Annotated in this window: 22 protein-coding genes; 14 read left to right on the forward strand and 8 right to left on the reverse strand. The window is 27.1% G+C overall.

Translation table 11 applies throughout. The annotated features are described in order from the left end of the window. The first annotated feature begins 3 nt into the window (after positions 1–3). Positions 4–297: a hypothetical protein gene (locus ACH5BH_RS10065; RefSeq protein ID WP_423298254.1), complete on the forward strand. Its 294-nt coding sequence runs from the start codon at positions 4–6 to the stop codon at positions 295–297. Positions 298–306: 9 nt separating this feature from the next. Continuing rightward, the gene (locus tag ACH5BH_RS10070) at positions 307–885 is read left to right on the forward strand and encodes an outer membrane protein (RefSeq protein ID WP_423298255.1); all 579 of its coding nucleotides are present in this window, start codon (positions 307–309) and stop codon (positions 883–885) included. Positions 886–924: 39 nt separating this feature from the next. Here the strand turns inward: ACH5BH_RS10070 and ACH5BH_RS10075 are convergent, their stop codons facing one another. Both ACH5BH_RS10075 and ACH5BH_RS10080 read right to left on the reverse strand, forming a co-directional pair. Further along, entirely contained in the window at positions 925–2,037 is a 1,113-nt protein-coding gene (locus ACH5BH_RS10075) for a glycosyltransferase (RefSeq protein ID WP_404306617.1), read from the reverse strand. 68 nt (positions 2,038–2,105) lie between these two features. Beyond that, positions 2,106–2,987: a DMT family transporter gene (locus ACH5BH_RS10080; protein ID WP_423298256.1), complete on the reverse strand. Its 882-nt coding sequence runs from the start codon at positions 2,985–2,987 to the stop codon at positions 2,106–2,108. A 163-nt stretch (positions 2,988–3,150) separates the two neighbouring features. On the opposite strand from ACH5BH_RS10080, the gene ACH5BH_RS10085 reads away from it, so the two are divergent. The 9 genes from ACH5BH_RS10085 to ACH5BH_RS10125 all read left to right on the forward strand — a co-directional run bounded on the left by ACH5BH_RS10085 (position 3,151) and on the right by ACH5BH_RS10125 (position 9,786). Further along, a complete protein-coding gene (locus ACH5BH_RS10085) occupies positions 3,151–3,879 on the forward strand; it encodes an amino acid ABC transporter ATP-binding protein (protein ID WP_404306915.1) in 729 nt (242 codons plus the stop codon). A 38-nt stretch (positions 3,880–3,917) separates the two neighbouring features. Then, positions 3,918–4,736, forward strand: coding sequence for a transporter substrate-binding domain-containing protein (locus ACH5BH_RS10090; protein ID WP_404306613.1), 819 nt, complete (start codon positions 3,918–3,920; stop codon positions 4,734–4,736). A 29-nt stretch (positions 4,737–4,765) separates the two neighbouring features. After that, positions 4,766–5,599, forward strand: coding sequence for a transporter substrate-binding domain-containing protein (locus ACH5BH_RS10095; RefSeq protein WP_404306610.1), 834 nt, complete (start codon positions 4,766–4,768; stop codon positions 5,597–5,599). A gap of 3 nt (positions 5,600–5,602) precedes the next feature. Further along, a complete protein-coding gene (locus ACH5BH_RS10100) occupies positions 5,603–6,568 on the forward strand; it encodes an amino acid ABC transporter permease (RefSeq protein ID WP_404306608.1) in 966 nt (321 codons plus the stop codon). Next, on the forward strand, positions 6,569–7,204 hold the full coding sequence (locus ACH5BH_RS10105) for a MarC family protein (protein WP_404306606.1): 636 nt from the start codon (positions 6,569–6,571) through the stop codon (positions 7,202–7,204). Then, positions 7,197–7,811 carry a LysE/ArgO family amino acid transporter gene (locus ACH5BH_RS10110; protein WP_423298257.1) on the forward strand — a complete coding sequence of 205 codons (615 nt, stop codon included), beginning with the start codon at positions 7,197–7,199 and terminating at the stop codon, positions 7,809–7,811. The genes ACH5BH_RS10105 and ACH5BH_RS10110 overlap by 8 nt, the downstream gene beginning before the upstream one ends. A gap of 30 nt (positions 7,812–7,841) precedes the next feature. Continuing rightward, positions 7,842–8,615, forward strand: a complete 774-nt coding sequence (locus ACH5BH_RS10115) for an NUDIX hydrolase (protein WP_404306602.1) — start codon at positions 7,842–7,844, stop codon at positions 8,613–8,615. 39 nt (positions 8,616–8,654) lie between these two features. Further along, a complete protein-coding gene (locus ACH5BH_RS10120) occupies positions 8,655–9,038 on the forward strand; it encodes a RidA family protein (RefSeq protein WP_404306600.1) in 384 nt (127 codons plus the stop codon). 145 nt (positions 9,039–9,183) lie between these two features. Then, the gene (locus ACH5BH_RS10125; RefSeq protein WP_423298258.1) at positions 9,184–9,786 is read left to right on the forward strand and encodes a hypothetical protein; all 603 of its coding nucleotides are present in this window, start codon (positions 9,184–9,186) and stop codon (positions 9,784–9,786) included. A gap of 38 nt (positions 9,787–9,824) precedes the next feature. On the opposite strand, the gene ACH5BH_RS10130 is transcribed toward ACH5BH_RS10125, so the two are convergent. Together ACH5BH_RS10130 and ACH5BH_RS10135 are read right to left on the reverse strand one after the other, a co-directional pair. Then, entirely contained in the window at positions 9,825–11,936 is a 2,112-nt protein-coding gene (locus ACH5BH_RS10130) for a Tex-like N-terminal domain-containing protein (protein WP_423298259.1), read from the reverse strand. Next, positions 11,929–12,663 (reverse strand): phytanoyl-CoA dioxygenase family protein, encoded by a 735-nt coding sequence (locus ACH5BH_RS10135; RefSeq protein WP_423298260.1) that lies wholly within the window; start codon positions 12,661–12,663, stop codon positions 11,929–11,931. Before ACH5BH_RS10135 ends, ACH5BH_RS10130 begins: the two co-directional genes overlap by 8 nt. Before the next feature lie 186 nt (positions 12,664–12,849). Between ACH5BH_RS10135 and ACH5BH_RS10140 the strand changes: the two genes are divergently transcribed. Together ACH5BH_RS10140 and gshB are read left to right on the forward strand one after the other, a co-directional pair. Then, positions 12,850–13,275, forward strand: a complete 426-nt coding sequence (locus ACH5BH_RS10140) for a DsrE family protein (RefSeq protein ID WP_423298261.1) — start codon at positions 12,850–12,852, stop codon at positions 13,273–13,275. A 104-nt stretch (positions 13,276–13,379) separates the two neighbouring features. Beyond that, the gene (gshB, locus tag ACH5BH_RS10145) at positions 13,380–14,411 is read left to right on the forward strand and encodes a glutathione synthase (protein ID WP_404306590.1); all 1,032 of its coding nucleotides are present in this window, start codon (positions 13,380–13,382) and stop codon (positions 14,409–14,411) included. A 7-nt stretch (positions 14,412–14,418) separates the two neighbouring features. On the opposite strand, the gene ACH5BH_RS10150 is transcribed toward gshB, so the two are convergent. Genes ACH5BH_RS10150 through ACH5BH_RS10160 form a run of 3 tightly spaced genes read right to left on the reverse strand, consistent with a single transcriptional unit; the run spans position 14,419 to position 15,631 of the window. Further along, positions 14,419–14,625 carry a hypothetical protein gene (locus ACH5BH_RS10150; protein WP_423298262.1) on the reverse strand — a complete coding sequence of 69 codons (207 nt, stop codon included), beginning with the start codon at positions 14,623–14,625 and terminating at the stop codon, positions 14,419–14,421. 10 nt (positions 14,626–14,635) lie between these two features. Beyond that, positions 14,636–15,391 (reverse strand): 2OG-Fe(II) oxygenase, encoded by a 756-nt coding sequence (locus ACH5BH_RS10155; RefSeq protein ID WP_423298263.1) that lies wholly within the window; start codon positions 15,389–15,391, stop codon positions 14,636–14,638. Positions 15,392–15,400: 9 nt separating this feature from the next. Continuing rightward, the gene (locus ACH5BH_RS10160) at positions 15,401–15,631 is read right to left on the reverse strand and encodes a hypothetical protein (RefSeq protein WP_404306585.1); all 231 of its coding nucleotides are present in this window, start codon (positions 15,629–15,631) and stop codon (positions 15,401–15,403) included. Positions 15,632–16,008: 377 nt separating this feature from the next. Here ACH5BH_RS10160 and ACH5BH_RS10165 point away from each other — a divergent pair, with 377 nt between their 5' ends. Beyond that, on the forward strand, positions 16,009–17,583 hold the full coding sequence (locus tag ACH5BH_RS10165; protein WP_423298264.1) for a nitrite/sulfite reductase: 1,575 nt from the start codon (positions 16,009–16,011) through the stop codon (positions 17,581–17,583). Between the two features lie 73 nt (positions 17,584–17,656). Here the strand turns inward: ACH5BH_RS10165 and ACH5BH_RS10170 are convergent. Beyond that, on the reverse strand, positions 17,657–20,166 hold a 2,510-nt coding region (locus ACH5BH_RS10170; RefSeq protein ID WP_423298265.1), incomplete at its 5' end, for a T6SS phospholipase effector Tle1-like catalytic domain-containing protein.

Genomic DNA, 20,166 nt, shown 5'->3' on the forward strand with positions numbered 1-20,166 from the left:
AAAATGAAAAAGATATATTCAATAGTTTTACTAATAGCAGTAGCCTTAGGGTTTACTGCTTGTGGAGGAGGTGGAGGAAGCTCTTCATCCTTTAAAAACGCAATAGTAGATATAAATGTAACTTGTGTAGCAAGTCCAAGCTCAAATGATTTTGATACTTATATTACTCTTTATAGTGGAGATAAAATAGTAAATGATGAACCAGGAACACAAGTAACTACTTATCATAATATAAATGGTGAAAAAAAAGTTTGTTTAGTTGCTAATACTGGTAAAGCTCATATCGTAAGAAAATAGGATGATTTTATGAAAAAAATTTTAATAAGTACAGTAGCTTCGACACTTTTAGTTACAAGCCTAAATGCAAATATGTTCACCTCAATCCAATATGGATTTACTCATATAAATAATGATAAAAAAGATACATCAGGAACAGTAACTTTAGCAGAAGAACAAGATAGTAGTTCTGAAAGTATAAATTTAGAATTTGGATATGAGTATAGTAAAAATATAGATTTATCAGTAAATTATCAACTCATTTCAAGTGATGATGTAGATTTAAATAACATCTATTTACAGTCAAAATATAAGTTTGAAAACAAAAACTTCACACCTTATGTTGGAGCGATACTAGGATATTCACAACTTGATTGGAATAAAACACCAATAAATACAGCTAACAATGATACAAAATCAAGCTCTTATATAGTAGGAGCAAATGCAGGTATATTATATCCTATGTCAACTAGTACAGATTTAGTTTTAAATTATACAATAGCATATATGGGACATAAAGCAGAACTTTCTACTAGTTCTTCAAATAGTGCAGATTTAAGACATGATTTATTAAATACTGTATCATTTGGTATAAGATTTAATTTTTAAGATTAAGAAGATAAGAAGTAAGAGTTAATCTCTTTCTTCTTATAAAATATTTAATTGATGAGCAAAATCAGCTGCGATTCTTTCGTAGTTTCTTACATCAAGTAATCTTTTTTGACCATTTACTCCAACTTGTGCTACTTCATCTTTATTTAAACCTAAAATATAATCAAGTTTTTCTTTTATATCTTTTTTAGTAAAGTTACTAAACCAAGCACTTTTATCATCTTCAAAAATAGAGCTGTTATTTTCATTTTTTGACATGATACAAGGTACTGCTGATGAATAGTAATCAAGTACTTTCATAGGTGTTGATGAATTAAATAGTGAAATATCAGGAAGTAGTCCTATTCCTATATCAGCTTTTGCGATTAACTCTAAAAGTTCACCTTTTGTTTTAGCATTGTATATTTCAATATGATCTTCAATATTTTTATACTTTGAAACTAAATCTTTTGCATATTCTGGGTCTTTTGTAGAAATCATAAGTTTATATGTCCCATCATTTAACTCACTAAAGGCATCTAGTATAGTCTCAAACTCTCTTAATTTATCAAGAGTTCCAGCGTAGAAAAATCTTTTCTCAATTCCTTCATGTTGGATATTCTCTCTTAAAACATCAGGATCAATTGCTGATGGAATTACAAAGGTTCTTGTTTTTACATCTTTGAAATAGTCATTTTTCATTTGAATTGATGTTGGTAGGAAGATGTCACATTCGTTTATTAAAGCTGTTTCTGTAAATGTTTTGATTTTATTATTTATAACATCTAGGAAACTTACTTTTTTATTTGCTTCATCAGTTTGAATTTTAGCAATTCTTTTTGGGAAGGATAATCTAAACGCTAATTTAAAATTGCCAGTTTTTCTATACTTTAGAGCATCTTTTAGTATATCTGTATCATTTCTTACAGCTACTACTTCATATTGTTCTAATTTATAACCATTTTTTTCTAACTCTTCTATAGGATTTTTTTTATATTTATCAGGAAGAATCAATTTATTGTCATTTTTCACTTCAAATTCTTGAGAAAATTTTGAAAAGTAAACAATATCAATCTCAAAATGTTTATTTAAATATTTTTCAAATAAAGGGCCTATGAAACTATGTTCATGATACTCTTCTTGGTCAGTAATATATAAAAATTTACTCACTTGCTACTCCTTAATTTTTTTATTTAAGAATAGTAGCAAAGTAGTATCGCATTAAAAGAGCATAAATATTATTTGTTTATTTTTTCAAATCGTAACTCTGCAACTAAAGTTGCTACGATAATTAACACTGCTCCAAAAATTTGAATTTGACTTAGTATCTCTCCTCCTACAAAATAACCATAAATAGCAGCACTTACAGGTTCCATAGTAAAAATAACAGCTGTTTTAGTAGCAGTTGTGAATTGTTGCATATATGTTTGAATTAAAAAAGCATAAACAGTAGCAAATACAGCTGTTACTATTACTGCTTTAAAAAAATTATAATCATAAGGTAAATCAAATGTTTTATCATCTAAATAAAGTGAAAATAAAAGTGAAAGAATTGCAACTGTTGTAAATTGTACCAATACTAAAATAAATACATTTACTTTCACAGAAAATTTTCCTGTAAAGATAATATGTAATGCAAATAATACAGCACAAATTAAAGCTAAAAATTCTCCATTTCCTAAACTTAAAGTTCCACTCATAGAGAGAAAATATAGTCCTATTACAGCTATTAAAGAAGCTATAAATACATTTTTCCTTACATGGTCTTTGAATATAAAATAAGCTAAAAAAGGAACACAAACTACGTTAAGTCCTGTGATAAAAGCTACAATTGATGTTTTTGTAAATATAAGTCCAAAAGTTTGAGTAGCAAAAGCTGAAAAAAGAATTATACCCAATGTAATACCAAAAATAATTGTTTGCATATTTGTTTGTTTTAAAAATTTATAAGCAATTATAAACATTAAAAAAGCTGCAAGGGCAAATCTATAAAATAAAAATGCATAAACAGGTGTAGTATTTATAGCTTCTTGAACCATAAGAAAACTTATTCCCCAAACTATAGCAACTGTTAAAAGTAATAAATCTGCTCTATATTCATAAAGTTTTGATTTAGTCATAAACTCTCCTACAAAATAAAAACGGAATTATATCATTTTATATACAATTTATTTATATAAATGGTATAAAATATACATATAATAAACAGTTAATGTAACTTTAAAACTATTTTCAGTAATATTTAAGCTTCAATTAAAAAAGAGAGAGTATATGAGTGATAATATAATTTCAATGACAAATATCGATAAATACTATGACGATTTCCATGTTTTAAAAAATATAAACTTTAGTGTAAAGCAAGGTGAAATAGTTGTAGTTTGTGGTCCTTCGGGATCTGGAAAATCAACATTAATTAGATGTATAAATGGCCTTGAAGAAATAGATTCAGGTGAAATTATTGTTGATGAAATCGATATTCATGCTAGTAAAAAAAATCTAAAAGAGATTAGAAGTGAAGTAGGAATGGTATTTCAACACTTCAATTTATTTCCACATTTAACTATTTTAGAAAATATTACTATTGCACCTACTTTGGTTAAAAATATGTCAAATGCCGAAGCTTCAAAAATAGCTATGGGTTTACTTGAAAAAGTAAAACTTGATCATAAAGCAAACTCTTATCCTGCTGATTTATCAGGTGGTCAAAAACAAAGAGTAGCAATTGCTAGAAGTTTAGCAATGAAACCAAAAGTAATACTATTTGATGAACCAACATCAGCTTTAGACCCTGAAACAATTGGTGATGTTTTATCTGTTATGAAAGATTTAGCAAAAGAAAACTTTACACTTGTTTGTGTTACTCATGAAATGGGATTTGCAAAAGAAGTTGGCGATAGAATTGTGTTTATGGATGAAGGAATTATTGTTGAAGAAAATACTCCAAGTGAGTTTTTTAATAATCCAGAATCTCCAAGAGCCAAAAAATTCTTAAATGAAATTTTAGTTCACTAATTCAAATTAAAAAATACCAAATTATAGGAAAAAATAGAATGATAAAAAAGATTGTAGCTTTATTTTTATTAGTTGTATCAACAAGCGTATTTGCGGATGATATTAACCTTTGGAAAAAATCAACATTAAACAAGATAATTCAAAAAGGTGAATTAACTGTAGCTTTAGAACCTGGATATATGCCTTTTGAGATGAAAGATAAAAGAGGAAGAATTATAGGTTATGATGTTGATATTGCAAAAGCAATGGCAAAAGCAATGGGAGTAAAACTTAAAATAGAAGAGACAGCATTTGATGGGATTATTGCAGGTTTACTTACAAATAAATATGACATTATTATTTCAGGTATGACTATTACTCAGCAAAGAAATTTAAAAATAAACTTCTCTGATCCATATATTGTAGTTGGACAAACAGTTTTATTAAATAAAAACTATAAAAATGAAATAAAAACATCTAAAGATTTAGATAATTCAAAATATACAATCACAGCTGTTTTAGGTCAAACAGGAGAAATTGCAGCTAGAAAGTTTTTTAAAAATGCAAAAGTTGTTACTTTTGAAACAGAAAGTGAAGCTGTATCAGAAGTATTAAGTGGAAGAGCAGCAGCTTTTGTAAATGACCAACCATATAATACTGTATTTATGGATGGAAAAGGTAAAGACTCTTTAATTCATCTGGATAAACCTTTAACTTTTGAACCTTTAGCTTTTGCTATTAGAAAAGGTGATCCTGATTTTTTAAATTGGTTAAATAATTTTTTAAGACAAATAAAAGAAGATAAGGTAATCAATCTACATGACAGACTATATCAAAAATGGTTTGTAGATACAAAATGGCTTAAAAGAGTGCAGTAAGTCAATCTTAAATTAAGGAGAGAGATAAGATGAAAAGTATAAAAAAACTGTTTGTTGCATTCTTTGTAATAAGTGTCTTTGCTAGTGTTAATTCACTTGCAGATGATATTAACCTATGGAAAAAATCTACATTGAATCAGATTTTACAAAGAGGGGAATTACAAGTTTGTTTAGAGCCTGGATATATGCCTTTTGAGATGAAAGACAAAAGAGGAAGAATCATAGGTTATGATGTGGATATGGCTAAGAGAATGGCTAAAGAGATGGGTGTTAAACTAAGTCTTAAAGCTACTGCATGGGATGGGATTATTGCAGCTCTTGTAACTGGAAAATGTGATATTATTATGTCAGGTATGACTATTACTCAACAAAGAAACTTAAAAGTTAACTTTGCTAACCCTTATGTGGTTGTAGGTCAAACTGTTATGATGAAAAAAGAGTTACAAGGAAAAATAAAATCTGCAAAAGATTTAGATAAACCAGAATATACAGTAGTTACAAAACTTGGAGTAACAGGTGAAGTTGCGACTAGAAAATTCTTTAAAAATGCAAAGATTATTACATTTGAAACAGAAGCAGACGCTGCTAGTGAAGTTTTAAATGGTAAAGCTGATGCAATTGTTTATGACCAGCCTTATAATATTTTATTTATGAGTGATAAAGGTAAAGGGAAATTAGTACACCTTGATACGCCTTTAACTTATGAACCATTAGGATGGGCTATTAGAAAAGGTGATCCAGATTTCTTAAACTGGTTAAACAATTTCTTAAGACAAGTAAAAGAAGATAAAGTAGTAGATTTCTATAATAAATTAAACCAAAAGTGGCTAAAAGACACTGACTGGTTAAAAAGAGTTCAATAATAAATGGCAAGAAAAGAATCGTGGACACAAAATAAAAATCTAGGGCATTTTATTGCCCTAGCATTTTATCTAGCAATTGGGTATTTTTTCTATTTAGCTGCGGCTAATATGAATTATGTATGGAAGTGGAACTCTGTTCCAAAGTATTTTGTTTATGAACAAACAATAAGTGTTGAAGCACCAATAGATGGAAAACTAGTATTAGAAAATGGAAAGTACTATATCAAAGGTAATGATAAAGTAGAACTTAAAAATTTAGATAGTAGTTTTTTATTTGATTATGAAGTGGGAAGTGATGTATATCAATATGATTATATTGCTTCAAAAACTGAAACAAAAGCAGGACCTATTTTAAATGGACTTTGGGTAACTCTAAAAATATCATTTTTTGCTGCAATACTTACGTTTGTAATAGGTATAGTTGTTGCGATGATGAAACTATCATCATTAGTATTTTTAAGGGATATTGCATCCGTATATATCACTATAGTTAGAGGAACACCTCTTCTTGTTCAAATATTTTTATTCTATTTTATAGTTGCGAATATTTTTGAACTTGATAGATTTATTGCAGGTGTATTATCTCTGGGTATCTTCTTTGGTGCTTATATGGCTGAGATTTTAAGAGGTGCAATACAGTCTATTGATAAAGGACAGTTAGAAGCTGCAAATTCACTAGGTATTTCGAAATATCAAGCTATGAGATATATTATTTTACCTCAAGCTTTCAAAAGAGCATTACCAACACTTGTTGGTGAGATGATAGCACTTATTAAAGACTCATCTTTAGTTTCTGTTATTTCTATTACAGATTTAACAAAAGTAGGAAAAGAGATTGTTGCTAATACTTTTTCTCCCTTTGAAACATGGATAGTTGTTGCAGTTCTTTATTTATGTATAACATCAACACTGAGTTATATAGGACATAGACTAGAGAAAAAAATGAAAGCAAAAGGTGGGATGAGTTAATTGGAACTTGTCTCAACTTTCTTACAACAATCTATAACGTTTTTTGCGATTATGGATCCAATAGGGATAAGTGCTATTGCACTATCTTTATTGAGTACAAATATCACTAAAACACAAGTTTCTAAAGTAGCTTATAAATCAACACTTACAATCGTAATTGCATTTTTTGTAGTGATAATAACTGGTGAAGCTATCTTAAAACTTTTTGGAATTGATGAAAATTCATTAAAAGTTATGGGTGGATTAGTTCTTATTCTTATGGCTATTTCTATGGTAAATGGACCATCAAAACCTAAAAGTAATGGTAATACAGAAGAGCAAAAAGATGATGAGGAATTAGCAATTATTCCTATTGGAATACCAATTGCATTTGGTACAGGTCTTTTTACTACTATTATTATTTTTAAACATCAAGCTAATACTTTTGTAGATTTAGTATCAATTACTTTAGCTTTCTTAGTAAATGCAGCATTGTTTTATATAATTTTAAAAAACTCAATATATATTAAAAAATATTTAGGTCTTACAGGACAAAATATTATTACAAAACTTATGGGATTAATAGTGGGTGCTATTGCTGTACAGTTTATAATAAGTGGTATAGTAAATCTTGCAAAAGGTTACTGGGGTGCTTGATATATATCTTAAAGGTTTTATTGTAACTATTTCTTTAATAGTAGCAATTGGAGCTCAAAATGCTTATGTTTTGAAGCTTGGACTTTTAAGACAATATGTTTGGGTTGCTGTATTAATCTGTGTTGTAGCTGATTTTTTACTTATATCAGCTGGAGTTTTAGGACTTGGGTTTTTTATAAAAGGAAACCAACTTTTAATCAACTGCATTGCTATAATTGGAATAGTTTTTTTAAGTGTTTATGCTCTTTTATCTTTTAAATCTGCTTTAAAAAATGAAAGCATGAAAATAGATGATGAAGTAAAAACTAATCCTTTAAAAAAAGTAATTACTATGCTTTTAGTTTTCACTTTTTTAAACCCTCATACTTATCTTGATACAGTACTTTTGATAGGTGGAATAGGTGCAAATGTAGAAGATAGTATGAAGCTTTACTTTTTACTTGGTGCTGTGAGTGCTTCTGCTTTTTGGTTTACACTTTTAGGTTTTGGAGCAAGGGCTTTAATACCACTTTTTAAAAAACCAATAACTTGGAAAATACTTGATATTCTTATTGGTATTTTAATGCTTGTAATAGCATACTCTTTAATAGATTTAATTTCATTTTAGTTATCATATTATCATTGAAGAGGTGATAATATGAATAATTCTAGTGTTGAAAAAATAGCTTGTTTTTCTACTGTTCTTGATCCATACAATGGGATTACAATAGACTCAAAGGATTTGCCAAAATCTAAAGAAGAGTTTGAATTAAATCTTGACTTTTTAATAGAAGAAACAATAAATAGAAGAAATTTAATTTGGATATATATAGATATAAAAAAATCAGATTTTATACCTATTGCAACTAAAAGAGGTTTTTTCTTTCACTCTTGTGATGAGGATTATATTTTAGTTGTAAAAAGACTAAAAGAAAATGCTATTGTTCCAACATCTGCTAATCATACTTTAGGAGTAGGAGCAGTTGTAATAAATGATAATAATGAACTCTTAGTAATAAAAGAAAAAATATCAACTATAGGCTTTAAACTTCCAGGTGGTCATATAGATAATGGTGAGATGATTTCAACTGCTTGTGTAAGAGAGGTTTTAGAAGAAACGGGAATAGATGTAGAGTTTGAGTCTATAATCTCACTAGGTCACTTCTATCCACATCAGTTTCATAAGTCAAACTTGTATGTACTTTGTCTAGCAAAACCACTATCTTTTGAAATAAATATACAAGATACTCAAGAAATATTAGATGCAAAATGGGTAAAAATTAATGAATATCTTGAAGATGAAACAGTTTTAGCTTATTCAAAAGCAGTAGTAATAGCTGCCTTAGAGTATAAAGGTTTTAGGTTAGCAAATCAAGAAACACTTTGTCATATAAAAAGAGATTTTGAATTATTCTTTCCTTTAGAGAAATAAAAGTATAATCATATTTTAAAAATATAAAGGATTATAATAATGAAGAAAATCATATCTACAAATAAAGCACCAGATGCAATAGGACCATACAATCAAGGAACATCTTTTGGTGATTTAGTTTTTACATCAGGACAAATTGCATTAGTTCCTGAAACTATGGAATTAGTTGAAGGTGGAATAAAAGAACAATCTATTCAAGTAATGGAAAATTTAAAAGCTGTATTAGAAGAAGCAAATTCTTCTTATGATAATGTTTTAAAAACAACTTGTTATTTATCAGATATGGATAATTTTGTAGCTTTTAATGAAGTATATGCACAATATTTTAAAGCAGAAGATGCACCAGCAAGAGCTACTGTAGCAGTAAAAACTTTACCTAAAAATGTTTTAGTTGAAGTAGATGCAATTGCATTTAAGAACTAGAGAATTTTTTCTCTAGTTTATAAAAATAATTTTTTAATTGTAAATTTCAATAATTGTAATCAATATCTTTAAATTACTAATAAATTAAAAATTCTTTTAAGTATCCCTTGCTAAAATTCTAAGGAATTTATATTAAAGGAAAATCTTGAAAAAATTTTTATCTGTAATGATAATTTTATCATTTAGTATTTCAGCAGTTATTGCTAACCCTGTAGATGAAATAAAAAAAGACATTTTATCTATGATAACAAAAACTCATAAATCCTCACTTGATAGTACAAAAAAAGGTATTTTTTTAAAAACAAATCATTGTGAAATGTCAAATGAACAAATCAATGAATTAGAATCAGAGCTTTTAAAAAAAGAAATAAATGAACCTAAAAAACTAATTAATAAATTAAGTAAAATAATTTGTTCTAAAGAAAGTACGCATATAGTTATTCCAAAAGATTCAAAAGATTATATTCAACCTTTAGCTATAGGAAATGATATGTATAGTGGAAGTAAAACATTAGGTGATTGGACTTGTACTACAAAAGCTAAAAATAATAACACTGAAAAAATTTCAATGATTGGTATTTTTATGACAAAAACACAAGTTTCTTTATGGCAAACAAATGCAAAAGATTCTCTTACAGTTTGGTTAGCACCTTTTAAAGTAGCTCCTAGTGATGCTGTAAATTTTGAAGTTAAATATCAAGATAATGATTGGAAAATATCAGGTCTTTGCTATTCTATGAGACTATAAAGTAAACAAAAAATAGAAGTGAGTTTTAATACTCACTTTTATTTCAAACTCAATCCAACTCTTTGTTTCTCTAAATCAACACTTATAACTTTTACTTTGTCTAAGTTTTGATTTATACTTAGAACTTCGCTTGGGTGATTTATTCTTTTATTGCTTATTTGTGAGATATGAAGTAGGGCATCGTTTTTTAGTCCTATATCTACAAAAGCTCCAAAATCTGTAATGTTTCTTACTATTCCACTTAGGATAAAGCCTTCTTTTAACTCTTCTATTGAAGTTAGATCGCTTGCAAACTGTACTTGATTGAAGCTTTCTCTTATGTCAAAACCTGGTTTTTTAAGTTCTTGGATTATGTCTTTTAGTTTTAGTGGTGTTGTTTTTAGTTCTTTTGATATTTGCTCTATTTGTGAATCAACGATACTATTTATATCATAAGATGTTTGTAGTTTTTTAGTTAGCTCATAATCTTCTGGGTGAATTGCTGTATTATCTAAGATTGATCTTCCATCTTTTATTCTTAGAAATCCTACTGCTTGGATATATGCTTTTTCACCTATACCTTTTACTTTTAAAAGCTCTTTTTTACTCGTAAACTTTTTGATTTTTTCTCTATGTTCTACTATGTTTATTGCAAGTTTTTCACTAATCCCTGAGATAAAAGATAATAGTTTATATGAAGCTGAGTTTAAATCAACTCCTACTTTATTTACTAAGTCAACTGTTGTATTTTCAAGTTTTTGGCTTAACTCTTTTTGATTTACATCATGTTGGTATTGACCAATACCTAGTGATTTAGGGTCGATTTTTACAAGTGCAGCCATTGGGTCTCTTAATCTTTGTGCAATAGAAATAGCACCTCTTATTGTCACATCTAGGTTTGGATACTCTTGTATTGCTATTTTTGAAGCTGAGTATACACTAGCACCTATTTCACTAACTATGGCATAGTTTATATCTAAGCTTTTTTCTTTTATTAGATTTGCTATAAAAGAGGCAGTTTCTCTTGAAGCTGTTCCATTTCCTATGGCTATTACTGTGATATTATGTTTTTTTATTAGCTGACATACTACTTTTGAAGAGTTTGTTATATCCTCTTTTGGTTTTGTGGGATAGATTACATTGGAGTCTAAATATTGTCCATTTTCATCTATTACTGCTAGTTTACATCCTGTTTTATATCCAGGATCTATTCCTAAAATCACTTGATTTATAAGTGGTGCTGTTTGAAGTAACTCTTTTAGATTTTTTCCAAAAAGCTCTATTGCTTCTTTGTTTGCTTTTTCTTTCAGATTTGCTATTGCTTCTCTTTTTAGACTTGGAAGAAGAAGTCTTTTAAGACCATCTTTGTAGGCTTCAAAAACTATATCTTTTGAACTGTTTGCCCATGATGGAATTTTGTATTTTTTGATATTTTCTAATATATGTTTTTCATCAATATCAACTTTTATACTAAGTTGCTTTTCATTTACAGCTCTTAAAATAGCAAGAGTTCTATGGGCTTTGATATATTTTATTTTTTCATTTTGACCTGCAAAACTTGAATAAACACCATTTTTATCAAACTCTTTTGCTTCTTTTATTTCTAAGCTTCCCCAGTTTAAAATGATATTTCTAATAATCTCTTTTGATTTAAAATCATCTGCATATCTTTGAGCTATTATGTCTTTTGCACCTTGTATTGCATCATCAGTTGATTTTATATTTTTATTTAAAAACTGTTTTGCTTTTTGATTTATTTCGTCATTTGTATATTTTAAACACTGGATTATATTTGCTAAGGGTTCTAATCCATTTTCTATTGCAGTGCTTGTTCTTGATGATTTTTTATCTTTAAATGGAGTGTATATATCTTCTAAAGCTTGAAGTGTTGTAGCTTCTTCTAGTTGTTTTTGAACCTTTTCATTTAAAAAGTTTTTCTCTTTTAAAAGGTTTATTATCTCTTCTTTTCTTGATAAAAGCTTTTGTGAGTATTGAAAAACTTCTTCAAAAACTCTAAGCTCCTCATCTGTAGCTCCACCTGTAAAATCTTTTCTATATCTTGCAATAAATGGAATAGTACAACCTTCTTCAAGAAGGTTGATTATATTTGTGATTGATTTTGAACTAAGGTTTGTTTTTTGGGCAATTAATGTTGTGATTTTACTAGTCAAGTATAACTTCCTTAAAATCACTTCTTGTATCTTTTAAAGGTTTGTTACTTTGAGCTCTTACTGTATATACAAAAGAGATTTTTGCTTCATCTGTTTTATTTTTACTTGCATGGTGAAGTGTTTTACAGTGAAAAAGTACTACATCTCCTTTTTTTAGATTTTTGTGGGTTTTTTTAGCAATGATTTTTTTGTTTTCTTCATGGTCATCTAAAAAGTTTGAGTCTTCATCAAAACACTCTTTACAGAAGTTGATTTTATGACTTCTGGGAATAAACTCTAATAAACCATTTTCTATAAACTCATCCCCTAAACTTAACCACACAGACACTAGATTGTCACTTTCAAAATGCCAGTATCTTCTATCTTGATGCCAGTAAGTTCTTGTACTTTCGTGTGGAAGTTTTGTCATGATTGAGTTATGATGAGCTAGTGTTAAAACAGGAGTATCATTTAGTACTTGTTTTAAAATAGGTCTTATATCTTTATTTGTCATCCACTCTTTAAAAATATCTTCTCTATCATAAACTTGTCTTAGTCTTCTAACCGTAATATTTTCATCACTTAGTTGCATATACTCTTGTTCTGTTTCAATAGGTGCTTGCTTTTTGTTCAAGTGTTCTTTTGCTTTTTCTAAAATCTCATCACAAAGTTTTTCATCTACAAAGTTTTCAATGATTAAAAAACCATTTTCATTAAACTCTTCTAGTTGTTGTTGTGTTAGTTCCATTTATACTCTTAGTTGCTAATTTTTTTGTATTATAGTCAAAAAAGTATTTTTATTTGTTTATTTTAAAATATATGGGGTCTTTTAAATTTAATTATTATAAATTTTACTTATATATATTAAATTAATTTTAATTATAATATAAGCTTTAAATTATATAATTAAATCACAAATTTTTAAGGAGTATATATGAAGAAATTATTAGTTGCTTTTTTAGCAGGGATATTTTTAATAGGTGCAAATTTATTTGCAAATGATACTAAAGGATTAAACGTTATTTTAACATCAAAAGATGCACAAACACAGCAAATGGCTATGGTTTTATCTATGATGATATTAAAACAAGGCAAAGAAGTAAAAATGACTCTTTGTTCAAGTGCTGGAGATTTAGCTGTAAAGGGTAAAAAAAGTGTTGTTTTAAAGCCTATGGATAAGTCACCAAAAATGATGTTAAAAGCTATTATGAAAAAAGGAGCACAAGTTCAAGTTTGCCCTTTATATTTACCAAATGCAAATTTAAAAGAAGATGTATTATTAGATGGAATTACAGTTGCAAAACCACCAAAGGTTGCAGCTTCATTACTTGATTCAAATTACTCTACTTTAAGCTACTAAATAAAAGTATAAATGGGTTTTATAACTCATTTATACAAAAAAATATGTCTAAATTTTTTTATTTATTGTATAATATCTTTTTAATTTAAAATAAGGATATTCAAGTGCATATTGCATTTATTATTGAAAATTGGGCTAATATAGAGCCTTTAAAAAGTTCAACTCTTGCAGTTATAAAAGAGTGTATGCAAAGAGGTCATAAGGTTTCTGTTTTATATACTTATGATTTAACTGTAAGAAATAATATTGTTCATGGTTTTGCTAAGAATCTAAAAATTGAGGGAAAACTTCCAGAATCAGCAACTGCTTTTTATAAAAAAGTTACTTATGATATAAAACTAACAGCTCTTCATGCTTTTGACTGTATTATGATTAGGAAAGATCCTCCAATCTCGCCTTTGGTTTTTAATTTTTTAGATTCAGTAAAAAATGAAACATTAATAATAAATGATATAGATGGTATTAGAAAAGCAAACAATAAACTTTATACAACAACATTTCATGATCCATCAAATACATATCTTCCTAAAACTCATGTTTCAGGGAGTAAAAAATATATAAAGAAAATTATTGAAGAATCAGAAGAAGAAAAGATGATTTTAAAACCTCTTGATGGTTCAGGAGGAAGAGGTGTAATTGTATTAGAAAAAAATGCAACGTCAAATATTAACTCTTTACTTGATTTTTATATTGATGATTCAGGTGAAAACTATGTTATTTTACAAGAGTATATTCATGGAGCTGAAAATGGTGATGTGAGAGTTATTATGCTTGATGGTAAAGCTATTGGTGCTTATCATAGAAAACCTGCTGATGGAGAACATAGAGCAAATATCCAAACAGGTGGAACTGCTCATAAATATATTTTAACTGAATCACAGAAAAAGATTTGTGCAAAAGTAGGAAAAAAACTGGCTTCTGATGGTATCTTCTTTGCCGGACTTGATATGATTGGAGATAAAATCTTAGAAGTTAATGTTTTAAATCCAGGAGGAATAACAAATATCAATAAACTTTCTAAATTAAAGCTTCATAAAAATGTAGTTGATTTTATTGAAGAAAAAGTTCATGAAAAAATAGAAAAAAGAGCTGAACTTGAATATCTATTAAAAAGACTTAGTGAGTTAAGAGAGTAAGTAGTTTCTACTTACTCATGATAATTTTATCTGCAAGAATCGCTATATCTTTTTCTTTTAATTTATATGTGTGATTTACTAAAGTACTTAATTCTAAATTGTTTTCTATCATTATTTTTGCGGCATTTTCATAATCTTCTTTTGAAGTGATTAAAAATACAATTTGTTCAATAATGCTTTTAACTTGTTTATTTATATTTGGATTAATACTCATTACTATTCCTTTAATTTAAAATTGCATCATGCCATTGAACTAAAGATATTCTTCTTCCATCATTTACTTTTTTTACTTCATGACAAAATATAGGATTACTTGGAAATATAAGCATTTGACCAGCTTTTGGTTTTATACTTATATTTTTACCCTTTTTATCATATAGAAAGTTAAATAGTAACTCTCCACCATTAAAGCTTTCATCATTTTTTATCTTTTTATCATAAGTTGTGGTAAAAAGAACAGTTGAAAGTTTTCTATTTTTTGCAACGGCTTTAAATCCTATAAGTTGATCTTCATTGAAAATCATACTTGAATCATCACTATGTATGCTATAAAAAGAGCCTTGTAAATACTCTAAAGCTTGAACTTTAGATGCCATTGTTAAACACAAGTTAAAATAGTTTTCAATTTTAGCTTGATTTTCTTTAAATCTTTGATTATAGATATTCAAATAACTCTTTTTGATTTTATAGATATTTGTTTTTCTAATTTCTTCATCTAATTGACTATCGGGGTAATTTTCTAAAGTCTTTAATTTAGCCTTTTCATAATCAGAACTATCTTTTAAATCTTTATTAATTAAGGAACACTCTTCTTTTGTTAAAAAGTTATCAATAATTAAAAAAGGATAGTCATAATATGTATTTGGAATTAGTTTAGTTTCAATATTTAAATCAAATAAAAACTTTGAACAAAATACATTATTACTTATTTGAATACTATTTATATCTAAAATATTAGATAATGTTTTTTCAATTTTCATTTTTTTTCTTTATTTAAGATATTTTATAACATAGTCTGCAAATTCTGTAAGGTCTTGTAGTTTTAATTTTTGTGTTCGTGATACTATGTTTTCAAAAGATAATTGGTGTTCTTGCATAAGTTTATATGCATTATCATAGTTTTTTCTTTTTATATTAAAAACTATTTCATATATAGTTTCAATGATAGGATCTTCTATCTTGTAACCATCAATATATTTATCTAAAAATAAAATTGACAATTTAATCTCCATATTAATATAAAATAAGAAGTCTATTTAATGAAATTATAAACTATAAATCAATATAAAAAGCTAAAAATAAACTTAAAGTGATTTTAAGACTCAAAAAGACCTATTTATAGAGCTTTCTTTTTATAAAAAGCTAAATCTACAAAACTATTTTTTTATAAAATATTATGAAAATATCTTAAAAATTGTTATACTTAATAATATTAATCAAGTATAAATAAAATCTATAAATACTATAAAAATGGGTTTTGATAAATAATATACTAAATTAATCAAGATTAATTTTAATGACATTTTTAGAAAAAGTAGCTATAATGATATTAAAATTTGATATATTAAGTTAAAATTTAACTAATCAGGAGAGTATTATGGCAGAAAAAGAGTTATCAGCTTTAGAGCAGTTAAAGGCTTCAAGAAACCCTTTAAAAGTTGTTGAAGATATGTATAAAGAAGCACAAGAAGGAATACCCTTAAAAGATGAATATATAGGACTTTTAAAATGGTATGGAATGTATCCACATATAAATGCAGAGGGTACAGAAGATAAAGCATATTTTATGAAAAGAATCAAATTAACAGATGCAAAAATGACTACAGAGCAATTAGAAGTAATGGCAAAAATTGGTCAAGATTATGCACAAGGTTTAGTTGATTTTACTGATAGACAAAATGTACAGTTTCATTTTATAGAAATCAAAGATATTCCAGCAATTTTCAAACTATTAGACTCTGTTGGTTTAACTTCAAGAATGGCATCAGGTGATGGCCCAAGACCTATTATGACTTCACCTCTTGGTGGAATTGACCCTGATGAAATTATAGATGCAAGTATTATTGCTAAAGAAGTTGATACTTATTTTGATGAAAATGAAGATAGATTCTGTAATTTCCCAAGAAAGTATAAAATAGGAGTTTCTGGTTGTTCTACTCATGCAGCTGCTCATGAAATACAAGATGTTGCATTTACTGCATTTAAAGATGAAAAGGGTGAAGTATTATTTGACTTAACACTTGCTGGTGGACTTTCAAAATCAAAACAAATTGCATATAGAGCAAATAGATATGTAAAACCAGAACAAGTAAAAGATGTAGCAGTTGTATGTGCTGAAATTTTTAGAGATAATGGAAATAGACATAATAGAAATAAAGCTAGAGTTAGACATCTTGTAAATGAGTGGGGCTTAGAAAAATTTGTTGCTGAAATTGAATCAAAACTTGGATATTCTTTACAAGAAGGTTTAGTTGAACCAAAAATAACTCCAATAGAAAATAGACATCAATTTGGAATTCATAAAGCTAAACAAGAGGGTGAATCTTTTATAGGTTTTGCTACTAATTCAGGAAGAGTTGCTGGTGTTGATTTTCAAGTGATGAGTGACATTTGTAAAAAATATAATGCAGGTGGAATTGCTTTAACTTCTACTCAAAACTTTATTGTATATGGTGTAAAAGATGAAGTAGCAAAAGCATTAGCTGATGAATTTGATGCACTTGGTTATCCTTATGAACCATCAGTATTTAGAGCAAGACTTCAATCATGTACAGGAAGAGAGTTCTGTAAATTTGGTATTACAGAAACAAAAGAGTATGCAAAAAAAGTTGTAGTTGAACTTGAAGAAAAAAATCCTGATTTTAAAGAGCCAGTTATGATTGCTATTTCAGGATGTGGAAATGGATGTTCTCAACCTCAAATTTCTGATATTGGGCTTGTTGGTACTAAAGTTAGAGATGATGATGGAAATAGAGTAGAAGGTTATGATGTACTTCTTGGTGGTCACTTACAAGGTGAAAAAGGAAGTAGAATAGCTCATAAGGCAGGTGTAAAAGTAGAAGCTACAAAAGTAGTTGATTTTATTTCTGATTTAATAGCTTCTTATAAAGCTAATAATTTAGGTCAAGATAATTTTAAAGACTATTTAAATGTAGTTGAATTAGATAAATAGAAGGTATTTCTTCTATTTATTTATCTATTAAAATAAGCCTATAAAACTTATAATAATAGTTGTATAAAAAAACTCAACCCCTAGTAAACTTAACACCACTAGCAGAATAAATAACCCTTTTCCCATAAAAATCATTAGTTTCTTTATCTTCATAAGAAGGCTTATTTACAAAACTTAATTTAGATGAATGATGTAGATAAGTATGTTTTAACTTTCTATATAAATCTTGGTTTTCAGTTTTTAACTCTTTTCTTTCTTTTAAAATATCATAAACCTTATCTAATGTATCATCCCTATAAAAACAATAATTATCTAATCTTCCTAAAGGAACCCTTTCAAAATCATCTTTTAAATTCTCATTGTCTAATGATCTAGAAATATCTTTATATAAAGCTCTATCATGCATAAGTCTTAAAGCTATGTGTTCATATTTATTTGAAACTTGTTTCTTATACATATAAACAAATAAAGTATTAACACTATAGTTTGTTCTGTATTCTTGTTTTATATAATAATAAAATCCATCTTCATTATTTAAAATATCTTTTTTTGAATTTACTTGATTAATAGTTGTTTTCTCTAACCAATTATATTTTCTATTCCAAGCCTCAAGTTTAGCTTTTATAAATGAAATATCAAAACCACTAACTCTTCTTTGTGTTAAAAGAATTAATTCATCTTCTATATTATATCCACCACCAACATCTGCATGAGCTCCAGGAATATAATACTCTTCAAACTTCTTTCCTTTACTTGGGCTTTCTTCTTTAGTTTTATAAAACTCTTTATTTATATCTGTAAAAATAGAAGAAGTATCAAAGTTATATCTATACTCATCATCAGCCATAAGATGAACTACTTGTCCTATTTTTTCCTTATTCTCAAAAAAATCAATATTTAAATCTTTAAAATCATTTGATTGTATGACACCATGATGAGTTACAGTATCATAGATACCTATAAACCTAAAAGATAAAGAGTCTATTTTAATCTCTTTTTGTCCATAGTATGGATTAGCAATTATATCTCTTCCCTGGTTATAAGTTTTATTTTTAGTATTAAAGGGATTAAATATTTTATTTCCATTATATATTACATAACCATTTTTAAAAAAAGAAGAAAAGATATTTTTATCTTTTTTTGTTTTAACACTATATTTCTTATTTCCATTTTCTACTAATTCACAATCTTTTAATATACTATTTACAAAATGTCTAGCAGCAGAAGCACCTCTACTAAATCCAAAAACATCTAAAACTAACTCATCAATATGATTTATATCAGAAGCTCTTAATTGTTCTGCTATTTTTAAACAACTATAGATGATATGAGCTTTAACACCTGTATAACCAAAATCAAGTCCTAAACCAAAAATTCCATCTTTTCCATAATCTTCATTTATAAAAGGATTACTTGTTCCAGCTCCACTTTCATAAAGTTTAAATCTAGTAGGAACTAAAGCTTTTTTATTTCTTTTTATATCATTGCCATTGTAAATATTGTATAACCTACTTATATTTGTTTCACCATTTGTGTAACTGCTATCTTCATCTTTATCTACTAAGATTTCTTCTCTTACAAACTTTTCTCTATCTTCTTTTTTTATATTTTTTTTACCATTTTTAACATCAAGAAGATACTCAAATACTTTTGAAGAATGCTTAGCTTTAGAACTATCTAGGATTTCTTTCTCTTCTAAGCTTAGATTAGATTCTTTATCAAAATATATTATTTCTTTTTTTGTATTATTTGTTTCTTCTTTTATATTATTTATTTGGTTTATTATTATTTTAAGTACATCATCATTTAGTTTTGGATTTGGTTCTGATACTATATAATCTTGGATTTTTGAATGTTGATCTATAGGTTTTGGCCTAAATTCTTTACCTCTATTTTCTTTAATATACTCAGCAGGTTCTTTTAAAAACTCAGTAAAGTTTTTATAAAAGTCTATATTGTGTATATTATTGTTTGTACCATCAAAAAATACTCCATACTCTACTATTTGTTCTGGCATAAAGGATACTGTAGGTAAATCTTCATATAAGACTAGTTCTAATTCATCATTTTTTGAATCTTTTTTTATATGATATACATAAGCTAGTGATATTATACTATGGGCTTGTGGCTCTTTTCTTTGTTCACTATTTAGTGTATCTTGACATTTGTTTCTATCAAAGCTTAAAACAGAAGTACTTTTTTCTTCATCTTTTATCTTATCTTTTTCTTCTAATTTTTCATTATAAGCATGGTTATAATTTTTAATTTGCAGAATTACTCCACAAGATTTAGCATTATAAAGTAAGGCTCTATCTAGTTTTACTATTTTTTTATTTATATTTATTTCTTGTGATACTTGTAATTCATCAAAGGTAATATCTCTATCATTTATTTTACTTTCTTGTTTTATAGCTTTTACTAAGTATGGAGTATATTTATCTTTTATATTTTTTAAGATTTTTTCTTTATTAGTTTCATCTTTATTTAGTTTATCATTTTCTTCATCACTAATTATTAAGTAGGCTATTCTTGCTAGTTTGGTATATCCTTTTACAGACTTTCCATCTTCAACATTGTAAAACT

Origin of the sequence: Arcobacter rhizosphaerae (assembly GCF_049472155.1) — a bacterium.
GTDB lineage: Bacteria > Campylobacterota > Campylobacteria > Campylobacterales > Arcobacteraceae > Arcobacter_B.

What these genes read in the sequence shown, in the direction of transcription:
- ACH5BH_RS10065 (WP_423298254.1), top strand. Translation starts at nt 4, where the DNA reads ATGAAAAAGATATATTCAATAGTTTTACTAATAGCAGTAGCCTTAGGG.
- ACH5BH_RS10070 (WP_423298255.1), top strand. Translation starts at nt 307, where the DNA reads ATGAAAAAAATTTTAATAAGTACAGTAGCTTCGACACTTTTAGTTACA.
- ACH5BH_RS10080 (WP_423298256.1), bottom strand. Translation starts at nt 2,987, where the DNA reads ATGACTAAATCAAAACTTTATGAATATAGAGCAGATTTATTACTTTTA.
- ACH5BH_RS10090 (WP_404306613.1), top strand. Translation starts at nt 3,918, where the DNA reads ATGATAAAAAAGATTGTAGCTTTATTTTTATTAGTTGTATCAACAAGC.
- ACH5BH_RS10095 (WP_404306610.1), top strand. Translation starts at nt 4,766, where the DNA reads ATGAAAAGTATAAAAAAACTGTTTGTTGCATTCTTTGTAATAAGTGTC.
- ACH5BH_RS10100 (WP_404306608.1), top strand. Translation starts at nt 5,603, where the DNA reads ATGGCAAGAAAAGAATCGTGGACACAAAATAAAAATCTAGGGCATTTT.
- ACH5BH_RS10115 (WP_404306602.1), top strand. Translation starts at nt 7,842, where the DNA reads ATGAATAATTCTAGTGTTGAAAAAATAGCTTGTTTTTCTACTGTTCTT.
- ACH5BH_RS10120 (WP_404306600.1), top strand. Translation starts at nt 8,655, where the DNA reads ATGAAGAAAATCATATCTACAAATAAAGCACCAGATGCAATAGGACCA.
- ACH5BH_RS10135 (WP_423298260.1), bottom strand. Translation starts at nt 12,663, where the DNA reads ATGGAACTAACACAACAACAACTAGAAGAGTTTAATGAAAATGGTTTT.
- ACH5BH_RS10140 (WP_423298261.1), top strand. Translation starts at nt 12,850, where the DNA reads ATGAAGAAATTATTAGTTGCTTTTTTAGCAGGGATATTTTTAATAGGT.
- ACH5BH_RS10150 (WP_423298262.1), bottom strand. Translation starts at nt 14,625, where the DNA reads ATGAGTATTAATCCAAATATAAATAAACAAGTTAAAAGCATTATTGAA.
- ACH5BH_RS10155 (WP_423298263.1), bottom strand. Translation starts at nt 15,391, where the DNA reads ATGAAAATTGAAAAAACATTATCTAATATTTTAGATATAAATAGTATT.
- ACH5BH_RS10165 (WP_423298264.1), top strand. Translation starts at nt 16,009, where the DNA reads ATGGCAGAAAAAGAGTTATCAGCTTTAGAGCAGTTAAAGGCTTCAAGA.